General features: G+C 47.1%; 12 protein-coding genes and 1 riboswitch. Of the genes, 3 read left to right on the forward strand and 9 right to left on the reverse strand.

What is annotated here, in order from left to right:
- Positions 1–55 precede the first annotated feature (55 nt).
- The 3 genes from efp to OWN49_RS10460 all read right to left on the reverse strand — a co-directional run bounded on the left by efp (position 56) and on the right by OWN49_RS10460 (position 2,361).
- On the reverse strand, positions 56–613 hold the full coding sequence (gene efp, locus OWN49_RS10450) for an elongation factor P (RefSeq protein ID WP_003153123.1): 558 nt from the start codon (positions 611–613) through the stop codon (positions 56–58).
- 24 nt (positions 614–637) lie between these two features.
- Complete coding sequence (locus OWN49_RS10455; protein WP_176283423.1) at positions 638–1,699, reverse strand: M24 family metallopeptidase; 1,062 nt, start codon at positions 1,697–1,699, stop codon at positions 638–640.
- Positions 1,700–1,830: 131 nt separating this feature from the next.
- The gene (locus OWN49_RS10460) at positions 1,831–2,361 is read right to left on the reverse strand and encodes a YqhR family membrane protein (RefSeq protein WP_003153121.1); all 531 of its coding nucleotides are present in this window, start codon (positions 2,359–2,361) and stop codon (positions 1,831–1,833) included.
- A 221-nt stretch (positions 2,362–2,582) separates the two neighbouring features.
- Here OWN49_RS10460 and OWN49_RS10465 point away from each other — a divergent pair, with 221 nt between their 5' ends.
- Positions 2,583–3,539 (forward strand): DUF1385 domain-containing protein, encoded by a 957-nt coding sequence (locus OWN49_RS10465; protein WP_003153120.1) that lies wholly within the window; start codon positions 2,583–2,585, stop codon positions 3,537–3,539.
- Between the two features lie 34 nt (positions 3,540–3,573).
- Positions 3,574–3,969: an SA1362 family protein gene (locus OWN49_RS10470; RefSeq protein ID WP_020956074.1), complete on the forward strand. Its 396-nt coding sequence runs from the start codon at positions 3,574–3,576 to the stop codon at positions 3,967–3,969.
- Here OWN49_RS10470 and OWN49_RS10475 read toward each other — a convergent pair.
- The 3 genes from OWN49_RS10475 to OWN49_RS10485 all read right to left on the reverse strand — a co-directional run bounded on the left by OWN49_RS10475 (position 3,966) and on the right by OWN49_RS10485 (position 6,320).
- Positions 3,966–4,841: a patatin-like phospholipase family protein gene (locus OWN49_RS10475; RefSeq protein WP_015388011.1), complete on the reverse strand. Its 876-nt coding sequence runs from the start codon at positions 4,839–4,841 to the stop codon at positions 3,966–3,968. The two genes, OWN49_RS10470 and OWN49_RS10475, sit on opposite strands and share 4 nt — an antisense overlap.
- A 114-nt stretch (positions 4,842–4,955) precedes the next feature.
- The gene (mntR, locus tag OWN49_RS10480; RefSeq protein ID WP_007408338.1) at positions 4,956–5,384 is read right to left on the reverse strand and encodes a transcriptional regulator MntR; all 429 of its coding nucleotides are present in this window, start codon (positions 5,382–5,384) and stop codon (positions 4,956–4,958) included.
- A 99-nt stretch (positions 5,385–5,483) separates the two neighbouring features.
- Positions 5,484–6,320, reverse strand: a complete 837-nt coding sequence (locus OWN49_RS10485; RefSeq protein WP_003153114.1) for a lipoate--protein ligase family protein — start codon at positions 6,318–6,320, stop codon at positions 5,484–5,486.
- 193 nt (positions 6,321–6,513) lie between these two features.
- Here OWN49_RS10485 and OWN49_RS10490 point away from each other — a divergent pair, with 193 nt between their 5' ends.
- Complete coding sequence (locus OWN49_RS10490; protein ID WP_007408335.1) at positions 6,514–6,894, forward strand: rhodanese-like domain-containing protein; 381 nt, start codon at positions 6,514–6,516, stop codon at positions 6,892–6,894.
- A 52-nt stretch (positions 6,895–6,946) separates the two neighbouring features.
- Here the strand turns inward: OWN49_RS10490 and gcvPB are convergent, their stop codons facing one another.
- Genes gcvPB through gcvT form a run of 3 tightly spaced genes read right to left on the reverse strand, consistent with a single transcriptional unit; the run spans position 6,947 to position 10,876 of the window.
- Complete coding sequence (gene gcvPB, locus OWN49_RS10495) at positions 6,947–8,422, reverse strand: aminomethyl-transferring glycine dehydrogenase subunit GcvPB (RefSeq protein ID WP_070082106.1); 1,476 nt, start codon at positions 8,420–8,422, stop codon at positions 6,947–6,949.
- A complete protein-coding gene (gene gcvPA / locus OWN49_RS10500) occupies positions 8,415–9,761 on the reverse strand; it encodes an aminomethyl-transferring glycine dehydrogenase subunit GcvPA (protein ID WP_077722590.1) in 1,347 nt (448 codons plus the stop codon). Before gcvPA ends, gcvPB begins: the two co-directional genes overlap by 8 nt.
- A gap of 14 nt (positions 9,762–9,775) precedes the next feature.
- A complete protein-coding gene (gene gcvT / locus OWN49_RS10505; RefSeq protein WP_176283424.1) occupies positions 9,776–10,876 on the reverse strand; it encodes a glycine cleavage system aminomethyltransferase GcvT in 1,101 nt (366 codons plus the stop codon).
- Positions 10,877–11,054: 178 nt separating this feature from the next.
- Positions 11,055–11,155: riboswitch (glycine riboswitch) on the reverse strand.
- Between the last annotated feature and the right edge of the window lie 36 nt (positions 11,156–11,191).

Consider the following 11,191-nt stretch of genomic DNA (forward strand, 5'->3'; position numbering starts at 1 on the left):
GCAGAACGCAAAAAAAGCCTGCCCCGTAAAAGGAGCAGACTCCGAATTTCTTTAACTACGCTCTTGACACGTAAGAACCGTCTGATGTATTTACAACCAGCGTATCGCCTTCGTTCACGAAGAACGGTACGTTTACGACAAGGCCTGTTTCCGTTTTGGCAGGTTTCGTGCCGCCTGACGCCGTGTCGCCTTTAATTCCCGGCTCTGTTTCAACAACTTTCAGTTCAACTGTGTTCGGCAGTTCAATACCGAGCGTTTCAGACTGATACATCATGATATGCACAGACATATTTTCCAGAAGGTATTTCAATTCTTCTTCGATTTGGTTTTCGTTCAATTCAAGCTGTTCATATGAGCTTGTATCCATGAACACGTGCTGATCGCCGTTGGCATAAAGATACTGCATCGTTTTTGTTTCGATTTGAGCTTTCGCGACTTTTTCACCTGCACGGAATGTTTTCTCCTGAATAGCGCCCGTGCGCAGGTTACGCAATTTAGAACGGACAAATGCCGCTCCTTTTCCCGGTTTTACGTGCTGAAAGTCAACGACGCGCCAAATGCCGCCGTCTACTTCAATCGTTAGTCCTGTACGAAAATCGTTAACTGAAATCATGTTTGATGTCCTCCTATATTCCGATCACAAAATAATTAATTCTTTAGGGGAATGCGTAATTGTCCGGTTGCCGTCCTCAGTGATGAGGATATCATCTTCGATTCTTGCGCCCCCAACATCCGGTATGTATATGCCCGGCTCAACCGTTACCGCCATGCCCGGCTCAAGAACGGCCGATGACCTGAAAGACAGCCCCGGTGATTCATGGACTTCCATTCCGAACCCGTGTCCTGTCGAATGGCCGAAATACTGTCCGTAGCCTTTTGCGGTGATATGATCCCTCGTCAGGGCATCCGCTTCTTTTCCCGTCATGCCGGGTTTTATATGCAGGACACCAAGCGCTTGGGCATCGTATACGACCTGATAAATCTCTTTCAGTTTATCACTTGGCTCTCCGACCGCGACGGTGCGTGTGATATCAGAACAATAGCCTTTATAATAAGCGCCGAAATCAAGCGTGACCAAGTCTCCCTTTTCAATCAATTTGCCGCTTGCCACTCCGTGGGGAAGGCTGGATCTGACTCCCGAGGCGACGATCATATCAAAGGAAGAGCCGTCTGCTCCTTGACGTCTCATATAAAATTCGAGCTCGTTTGCAACTGAAATCTCTGAGATGCCCGGTTTGATAAACGTCAGAATATGTTCAAACGCATCATCCGCAATCTTCGCAGCTTCCTCTAATATCTTAATCTCTTCACTTGACTTAATCAAGCGCAACTTTTCAACGGAATCCGCGACGGGAACCATCTCCGCTTCCTGCAGCACCGCTTGGTAGGATGCATATGTTCCGTACGTCATGCTGTTTTGCTCGAAGCCGAGTTTTTTAACGCCGTACTCAAGAATCGTATCCGCAGCCGTTTGGATTAAGCTACCGCCGTGCTCGATAATGTCAAAACCCTTCACTTGCGTCTTCGCCTGCTCGGTGTAACGGAAATCCGTGATAAATGCCGCACGTTCTTTCGATATGACCGCAAGGCCTGACGAACCCGTAAATCCCGTCATATACTGCAGATTGGCGGAGCTTGTCACCAACATTCCGTCTATATCCAGCTGACCGAAAAGATTTCGCAATTTCTCCAGTTTCATTCCCTTTCTCCTCCTCGCCGATTCTTGACTGCCGCCTGACAACGCGGGAGCATCCCCGCCCGGTTTTCAGCATAAAAAATGTTCACTTCTCGTGAACATTTTACCATACCGGATAGGGATTATACACTTATTCACTTGTTGCCGAGCGCCCTTGCAAGCTTGTCTGACGTAAGTTCATTGTAGTTGAAGGAAATTGAGTAGCCGACAAACAAACCGTACAGAATGTAAAGGCAAAGCGTCGTCACGATTGTATCTGATTTCAATTCAGTGACGGATTTCACATCTTCGAAAATCGGATTGAATAAGAAAAAAACCGCACACCATAAAATGACGCCGTACACCATCCCCGGCCACATGGTTTTAAAACGCTTCAGGCAGACGAAATAAATAAACGCCCCGGCAATTGAAATGAATCCGATGACAACGATGCTGACCATCGTGCCTAGCCATTGTTTTTTCCATTCTCCGATCATAAACGGCTGAAGAATCATGTTGGGGCTGATCTCTGAAAAATGAAAGACATACCCGAGATAGCCGATCAAACTCCAAAATACACCGCCGGCAAATCCGATACCGCAAATTCTGCCGGTAAATGAAACAGGCTGCTGATCATCATCCTGCTTCTTTTTTTCTTCCTGTTCTGAATGTTTTTCGCTTGTCATCATGGCACCTCCAGTCATAGACTGCCCAAAAATTAAAAAGTCATAAAAAGCTGCGCCATATTTTCATTCAATGAGTAAAATCTAAAGAAACGGGGTATACTGCATGTAGAAAAAGCATTGATTTTCCGGCTGTCTAACTAGAGGTTTACCGCGGTTTCCTGTACAATAGAGTGAAAGGAAATGGTTAGTAAATCCTAAGAAAACAGGCAGGTTGATAAACAATGTCCAAACAAAAAACGCCCCCTGCATACGGCGGGCAGGCTGTCGTTGAAGGGGTAATGTTCGGCGGCAGAAAAAATTATGTTACCGCCATCCGCAGGAATGACGGAAGCATTGATTTTTTCAAGCTTCCGAGAGTGCCGAACGCCAAGCTTTCGGCTTTAAAAAAGATTCCTTTTTTGCGGGGAATCGTCGCCATCATTGAGGCGAGCGCCAACGGCACAAAGCATTTAAACTTTTCCAGCGAACGTTACGGGCTTGATCCTCAGGATGACGCCAAGCTGGAGCAGGAAGATAAGAAGGGTTCCGGCTTATCGATGTTTTTCAGCCTGGCGGTGATCGGCGTTCTGTCGTTTTTGTTCAGCAAATTCGTTTTTACGCTCGTCCCGGTCTTCTTAGCGGAGCTTGTAAGGCCCGTATTTTCCTCAGACGCCGCGCAGATCGGAATCGAAAGTCTGTTTAAGCTGATTCTGCTTCTCGGCTACATTTATTTTTTATCAATGACGCCGTTAATTAAAAGAGTGTTTCAATATCATGGAGCCGAACATAAGGTCATAAACTGTTATGAACAGAATTTGCCAATTACAATAGAAAATGTTCAGAAACAGTCACGGCTTCATTACCGTTGCGGTTCAAGCTTTATTTTATTTACGATCATTGTCGGCATGTTCGTCTATTTACTTGTTCCGACAGATCCGCTTTGGGTGCGGATTTTAGACAGGATTGCGCTTATACCGGTCGTTCTCGGCATCTCCTTTGAAGTGCTCCAGCTGACGAACAGAGTGCGGAATATCCCCGTTTTGAAAGTGCTCGGTTATCCCGGCCTGTGGCTGCAGCTTTTAACGACAAAGGAACCGGCGGATGATCAGGTCGAGGTTGCCATAGAAAGCTTTAACGAGCTTCTCAGACTGGAAGACATTTCAGAACAGAGCGAAAAGCCGTCTCACAACGTAATCTGAGCCGTTACCGTTATTATTTTGGAGGTGGGCAGTTATGAATCATCGTGTACAACCTTTTTTTGCTGTATTGATAGCGCTTGGCGCATTCGGTTTCATTTATGCGGCGGTAACCAACCCCGGGCAGATGATTTCAAGAGCGATCACCGTTATTATCGCAGGCGTTATTATTTATTTTATCGTGAGGACGGTCCTGAACCGCCGCACCGGCCGTGACGGAACCGCTTTCAGAAAAGCGGCCAGACAATCGCGGCTCCGAATGAAGGAGCAAAAAGCGAAGCACCGCGCCGGACACAGAGGCCGGGTCAGCCATTTGCGGAGCGTGCCGAGCAGTAGCAGACCGAAGCCGATGATTCTTAAGAAAAAAAGCCAGACCCAGCTTACCGTCATAGAAGGCAAAAAGAATAAAAAGAAAAACAGAGCGCTTTTTTAATAGCTCCATTGCTTCAAAAATTGCTCTGTTCTGCTTTTTCCTAGCTCAATGAGAGCTAGTTTTTTTTGCGGTGTGAGATGAAACTCCGTCGCCATCACATGTTCCACCGGAATAAAAATAATATTCTGTTCGTACTTTGTCGCGATATGCCTGGCATCATGAGCGTCTTTCATCGTTTCAAACAAAGCCCCGAACAGCTCAAAAGCGTTGCGGATTGATTTTTTCGGGCGCTCTTTTTCGTTGGGCGAAAGCGAAATTCCGATGACCGGCCGTTTGCGTTCTTTTGAATACAGCCAAATCGGGAAATTGCTTAACACACCGCCGTCAACGACCGTTGAGGTGCCTTTTTCGGTCTTCAGTTTTATCGGTTCAAAAAAATAAGGAATGCTGCAGCTCATTCTGACGGCTCTGGCAACCGGGAACATCTCCGGATTTAATCCGTAGCGGGGAAGATCGTCAGGAAGCACGATCATCGTTCCGTTCGTCAGATCTGAAGCGATGAGACGGAGCGAGCCTTTTTTCAAATCGCCGAACGCGATGATGCCCTTCGCTTTTAATTTATCCGCAATCCATTTTTCCAGCATATCGCCTCTGTATAGTCCGAGGCGCCAATATATCGACACCCACTGCAGGATTTTCAGCGGGAGGAATGAGCATCTCTGATCAAGCAATTGCCTTCCGTCCACCTCATCTATGATGGAATGAACCTCTCTGCTCGTATAGCCCGCAGCGATAAATGCGGCAATAATCGCGCCGGCGCTTGTTCCGGCGAGCCTTTCAAAGCGAAAGCCCTTTTCTTCCAGCGCTTCATAAGCGCCGGCAAGCGCCACCCCTTTTATCCCCCCTCCCGAAAATACGCCGTCAATCTGCATAGCGCGCCCTCTCCCTTCCATCTCAAGGTGTATTATTATTTTAAGAAACGGCTGGGCGAAATAGACCAAAGAATGAAGACATTAAAAAAAGGGCGCCCCATTTCGGGCTGCCCTTTATTCACCGGGATTTTCGGTTTTTTTCTGTACGGATTTCAATTCTTTTTTCCGGCTTTCGTCATCTTCAAAATACTGAACGAGGTCGCCGATGCGGTCAATGCTGTTCCAGCTCAGATGATGTTCGATTCCTTCAACATCATTGTAAATCTTCTCTTCATCAACACCAATGATTCTTAAAAACTGCTCAAGCAATTCGTGTCTGTATACGAGCCGTTTGCCGATCTTTTTGCCTTTTGACGTCAATACGAGCCCGCGATATTTTTCATAAATCAAATACTCGTCTTTATCTAGTTTTTGAACCATTTTCGTTACAGAGGAGGGGTGGACTGCCAAAGCTTCCGCGATATCAGAAACCCGTGCATATCCTTTTTCTTCTATCAGCATATAAATCTGTTCAATATAATCTTCCATACTTGGTGTTGTCATAAGTAACCCTCCCAAAAAGCACCTTAACTTTATAAACCATTACAAGTTTACACTAACGGTCATGAAAAAACAAGGATGCTTCCGGTCTGTCAAGCCTTATCAGCGCTTATAATTCCATTCATCAGACGCGTATTTCGTCTCAGCCAGCTCATTGACAAATGCAAGCTCTTCAGACGTGAGTGTGTAAGGCTCAAGATGAATGTTCAGCCCTTCCTCAAAACCGGCTTTAAAAGCGATTCTGGCCTCATCCATCGTTACCCGTTTCGGCGCTAAGGCGTTGATGGCTACCGCTTTGTTTTTGAAATTCCGCTGCATGCGCTCACGGACTCTGTCGCTCGGATATAAAAACAGATCAAACAGTTTATCCTCATCAATGTCAAGCAGGATGGAACCGTGCTGAAGAATGACGCCTTTTTGGCGTGTCTGTGCGCTTCCGGCAACTTTCCGTCCTTCGACGACCAGTTCATACCACGAAGGCGCATCAAAGCAGACGGACGAGCGCGGATTTTTCAAGCTTTCTTTTTCTTTCTCCGTTCGCGGAATCGCAAAGCAGGCATCAAGTCCAAGGTTTCTGAATCCCTGCAGAATACCTTCTGAAATCACCCGGTACGCCTCTGTCACCGTGGCCGGCATTTCCGGGTGATCCTCTGAAACGATTACGCTGTATGTCAATTCTTTATCATGCAGAACACCCCGTCCGCCTGTCGGTCTTCTGACAAACCCGAGGCCGTGTTTATGTACTGCGTCAAAGTTAATTTCCTTCTTAATATTTTGAAAATACCCGACAGACAAAGTTGCCGGATTCCAGCCGTAAAATCGGATCACCGGAGGAATTTTCTTTTGGCTGTGCCAATATAAAAGCGCTTCATCCAGCGCCATGTTAAATGCCGGGCTTTCATTCCCTGAGTCAATAAACCGCCATGTTTCTTTTTCCATATACTGAACCCTTCTTTATCGTTTTAATAAAATCAGTTTAGCAAACTGCCTTGAAAATGAAAAATATTTCGTTTCATTAAGGATGACAATCGCTTCATGCTTTACTATAATAGTATTTGTCCCAAAACGTCCGGTAAGCCTTGTTTTCAGGAAGCAGGGTTTTGATTTTATAAGCTAAAGGAGTAGAATTGCATTGTCTAATATGATTGCTTTAATTATTGTTGCGGCGTTTATCGTTTATATGATCGTGTCGTATTTTTACCAGCAGCGTTTAATGAAAACACTTACGGAAGAGGAATTCCGCGCGGGCTACAGAAAAGCGCAGCTGATTGACGTCCGTGAACCGAATGAATTTGAAGGCGGCCATATTCTCGGCGCGCGCAACATTCCGCTGTCACAGCTGAAACAGCGCAAAAGTGAAATCCGTCCTGATAAACCCGTTTATCTGTACTGCCAAAACAATGTCCGCAGCGGACGCGCGGCACAGACGCTCCGCAAACACGGCTGCAAAGATATTTACAACCTGAAAGGCGGATTTAAAAAATGGGGCGGAAAAATTAAAGCAAAAAACTAATCATGAAAAAAGAGCTGTCCGTTTTATACGGAAGCTCTTTTTTTATACCGTGTCAGCGGCTGACGTCAGGTGTACGTTCGTATTTTAAAACCGGCTTTCTTGCCGCCTTGGTTTCATCCATTCTTTTGACAACTGTTGTATGCGGCGCCTCCTGAACGATTTCAGGCGATTCCTCCGCTTCCCGCGCAATTTGAATCATGGCATCTATAAACGCATCAAGCGTTTCCTTCGATTCCGTTTCCGTCGGTTCGATCATGATGCTTTCTTCAACATTGAGAGGAAAATACACAGTCGGCGGATGATAGCCGAAATCCAAAAGCCGTTTGGCAATATCAAGCGTTCTTACGCCGAGCTTTTTCTGCCTTCTTCCCGATAACACAAATTCATGCTTGCAATGACGGTCAAACGGGAGATCATAATAAGGCGCGAGTCTTCTCATCATATAATTTGCATTTAAAACCGCGTTTTCGGTCACAGCTTTTAAGCCGTCAGGCCCCATGGAACGGATATACGTGTAGGCTCTGACATTAATGCCGAAGTTGCCGTAATAAGGTTTTACGCGCCCGATCGACTGCGGCCGGTCATAGTCAAAAGTCAAACGGCCCTCTTTTTTCGTAAGAACGGGTTTCGGCAGATACGGAATGAATTCTTTTTTCACTCCGACCGGCCCTGAGCCCGGTCCTCCCCCGCCGTGCGGCCCGGTAAATGTTTTATGCAGATTAAGGTGAACGACGTCAAATCCCATATCTCCCGGTCTTGCTTTACTTAAAACGGCATTTAAATTCGCTCCGTCATAATAAAGCTTTCCGCCGGCCTGATGGACGATGTCAGCCATTTCCGTAATGTTTTCTTCAAACAACCCGAGGGTGTTCGGATTCGTCAGCATCAGCGCCGCTGTTTCTTCGTTTACCGCTCTTTTCAAATCTTCAATGTCAACCAGCCCGTGCTCATTTGACTTAACGGTAATCGTTTCAAAACCGGCGACCGTGGCGGATGCCGGATTCGTACCGTGGGCTGAATCAGGGACAATCACCTTCGTCCGTCCGAAGTCTCCCCGCGCTTCGTGATAGGCGCGGATCATCATCAGGCCGGTCCATTCGCCGTGAGCGCCCGCCGCAGGCTGCAGCGTCACCTCGTCCATGCCCGTAATCTCCTCCAAGTGTCCGCTTAAATCGTATAAAAGCTCAAGCGCCCCCTGAACTGTGTCCTCGTCCTGAAGCGGATGAATAGCGGAAAAACCTGCGAACCGGGCAATTTTTTCATTTAATTTCGGATTGTATTTCATCGTACAGGAGCCGAGCGGATAAAAGCCTGAATCAACTCCGTGGTTTCTCTTAGAAAGAGCGGTATAATGCCGCATAATATCAAGCTCTGATACTTCCGGCAGCTTTGCGTCTTCATCGCGGATATAGTCACCGGGAAGAAGGCTTTCAAGCTCTGTTTCCGGCACATCAAGCTCCGGAAGGCTGTAACCGACACGCCCTTCGCGGGACATTTCAAAAATAAGCGCCTGATCTTGATTATTCATGTTGATCCCCCAATCCCGCAATAAGCGAATCGATCTCTTCTTTCGTTCTCAGCTCTGTGACGGCAATCAGCATATGCTGATTCAGTTCCGGATACGCAAGACCTAAGTCATATCCGCCGATGATGCCGTCTTGCAGGAGCCGCCGGTTTGCTTCCTTGACGGGAAGATTCAGCCTGACGGCAAATTCATTAAATATCGGGCCGTCAAATGCTACGTGCAAGCCGGCTTTTTCCGCTTGGCGTCTCGCGTAATCAGCTTTCAATATATTTTGACGGGCCATGTCTTTGACGCCGTTTTTTCCGAGCGCCGTCATTGCGACTGAAGCCGCTAAAGCATTCAGCGCCTGATTTGAACAAATGTTAGACGTGGCTTTGTCTCTTCTGATATGCTGCTCGCGCGCCTGAAGAGTGAGAACAAAACCTCTTCGCCCGTTTTCATCCTCCGTTTGGCCGACAAGCCGGCCCGGCACCTTTCTCATCAGTTTTTTCGTTACTGCAAAATAGCCGCAGTGCGGGCCGCCGAATGCCGCAGGTATGCCGAAAGGCTGCGCGTCCCCGACGACAATATCAGCTCCGTATGCCCCGGGCGGTGTCAAAATACCGAGCGCGAGCGGGTTTGAAGAAACAATCAGCTGGCTGTTTCCTTTATGTGCGAGCGGCTCAATGCCCTTTAACGGCTCGATTTGTCCGAAGAAGTTCGGATACTGAACGATCACGGCGGCCGTCTCATCACAAACGGCATGTTCCAATGCTTCAAGATCTGTGACGCCGTTTTTCGCGGGCACCTCTACAACCTCAATATATTGGCCCTTTGCGTATGTTTTCAAAACATCCCGTGATTCCGGATGAACGGCTGCGGAAATGACGATTTTTTTCTTTTTCGTATGTCCCGATGCAAGCATCGCCGCTTCCGCAAGCGCCGTTCCCCCGTCGTACATAGAGGAGTTTGCGATATCCATTCCCGTTAATTCACAGATCATCGTTTGAAATTCAAAAATCGCCTGCAGCTCCCCTTGTGAGATTTCAGGCTGGTAAGGCGTATAAGCCGTGTAAAACTCTGATCGGGAAATCACATGATCGACGATAACCGGCTGATAGTGATCGTACACTCCTGCGCCCAGAAAAGATGCATATGTAACAGCGTCTTTATTTTTCGCCGCAAGCTTTGTCAGCTCTCTCGTCAGCTCCGTTTCAGATTTTGCTTGTTTAATTTGGTAGTCTTTTTGAAACCTCACATCTTCCGGAATATCGGCAAACAGTTCATCAATTGTTTCTGCGCCGATGGCTTTCAGCATTTCTTTTTTATCCTGTTCTGTCGCGGGCAAATATCGATGCTTCATATGACTCTCCTTTTTCAGTTCTGTTTTGGACGTTTATAAAACGGTGTGCGGACAACCTTCGCTTTTACCGTTTTTTTACGGATTTCCACTTCTACTTCCGTTCCGACTTCACTGAATTCCGTTTTGATTAAGGCAAGGCCGATATTTTTCTTTAAAGTCGGAGATTGCGTGCCTGTCGTGACTTCCCCGATCGGAACACCGTCTTTTTTCACGGCGTACCCGTGTCTCGGAATCCCTTTTTCAATCATCTCAAGTCCGACCAGCTTTCGCGGGGCTCCTTTTTCTTTCTGTTCACGCAATACAGATTTCCCGAAAAAATCGGAATCTTTCTTGTGTTTCACGGCAAATCCGATTCCGGCTTCAATCGGTGTAATATCTTTCGTCAATTCCTGACCGTATAAAGCAAGCTTCGCTTCAAATCTCAGCGTATCACGGGCGCCGAGGCCGCACGGAACGAGGCCTTCATGCTCTCCCGCTGCAAGTATCTCCTTAAATAGATGAACCGCATCTTCATTGCGGCAATATAACTCAAACCCGTCTTCACCGGTATAGCCTGTTCTTGAAAGCAGGACTTGGCGTCCGGCAACGTCCGCCTCGTCAATAAATGTAAACGGCTTTAAGGAGGACAAATCACATTCAGTCAGCTTCGCAAGAACCGTCTGAGCATTCGGCCCCTGAACGGCAAGCAGTGAAATCCCGTCAGACTGATTCGTCAGCGTGACGTCGCCTTCCGCATGTTCCGTCAGCCAGGCGATGTCTTTTTCAATATTAGACGCGTTTATCACGAGCAGATAGCAGCGCTCGCTTTTCTGATAGATCAGCAAATCATCAACCGTACCGCCGTCAGGATAACACATGGCGGTATAAAGCGCGTTTCCCGGCTTTAAATCGGCAACGTCATTTGTCATCATTTTTTGCAGAAAAGACAGGGCGTCTTTACCGGATACTTCAACTTCCCCCATATGAGACACATCAAACAGTCCCGCTTTTGTGCGGACGGCTTCATGCTCCTCTTTAATAGAAGAAAATTGAACCGGCAGCTCCCATCCTCCAAAATCAATCGTTTTTCCGCCGTATTCTTTATACACGTCATAAAGCGGTGTTCGTTTCAGCATCATCTTCCCCCTTCAGTCATTGGCGCATTGTAAAAACATATAAAAAAGGACAGAGAAACACCTCATGAAAATGAAGGTTTCTCTGTCCCGGCACCTGAAAGTTTACTTTATGAACATATCATAAAGACGTCCCCTTTGGTGGCCTGCTTCTTCTAAGTGCAGACACTCTCCAGAGTTGCGTCGAGCAAGAGTTCTTTTGCCTGAGAGATTCACTCCGCAGTTTGCTCCTTCGGCGCCCGGACGCCCATCTTTCGTCCGAGTCTCTCCCCTTGCTGTCATTCGCTCATATTTACCAATTTTATGGACATACTAAAG

This window comes from Bacillus sp. NEAU-242-2 (assembly GCF_027853835.1).
GTDB lineage: Bacteria > Bacillota > Bacilli > Bacillales > Bacillaceae > Bacillus > Bacillus velezensis.

Coding starts and splice junctions, on each gene's coding strand:
- mntR (WP_007408338.1), bottom strand. CDS start 5,384: ATGACAACACCAAGTATGGAAGATTATATTGAACAGATTTATATGCTG.
- OWN49_RS10460 (WP_003153121.1), bottom strand. CDS start 2,361: ATGACAAGCGAAAAACATTCAGAACAGGAAGAAAAAAAGAAGCAGGAT.
- gcvT (WP_176283424.1), bottom strand. CDS start 10,876: ATGCTGAAACGAACACCGCTTTATGACGTGTATAAAGAATACGGCGGA.
- OWN49_RS10475 (WP_015388011.1), bottom strand. CDS start 4,841: ATGCAGATTGACGGCGTATTTTCGGGAGGGGGGATAAAAGGGGTGGCG.
- efp (WP_003153123.1), bottom strand. CDS start 613: ATGATTTCAGTTAACGATTTTCGTACAGGACTAACGATTGAAGTAGAC.
- gcvPB (WP_070082106.1), bottom strand. CDS start 8,422: ATGAATAATCAAGATCAGGCGCTTATTTTTGAAATGTCCCGCGAAGGG.
- OWN49_RS10455 (WP_176283423.1), bottom strand. CDS start 1,699: ATGAAACTGGAGAAATTGCGAAATCTTTTCGGTCAGCTGGATATAGAC.
- OWN49_RS10470 (WP_020956074.1), top strand. CDS start 3,574: ATGAATCATCGTGTACAACCTTTTTTTGCTGTATTGATAGCGCTTGGC.
- gcvPA (WP_077722590.1), bottom strand. CDS start 9,761: ATGAAGCATCGATATTTGCCCGCGACAGAACAGGATAAAAAAGAAATG.
- OWN49_RS10485 (WP_003153114.1), bottom strand. CDS start 6,320: ATGGAAAAAGAAACATGGCGGTTTATTGACTCAGGGAATGAAAGCCCG.
- OWN49_RS10465 (WP_003153120.1), top strand. CDS start 2,583: ATGTCCAAACAAAAAACGCCCCCTGCATACGGCGGGCAGGCTGTCGTT.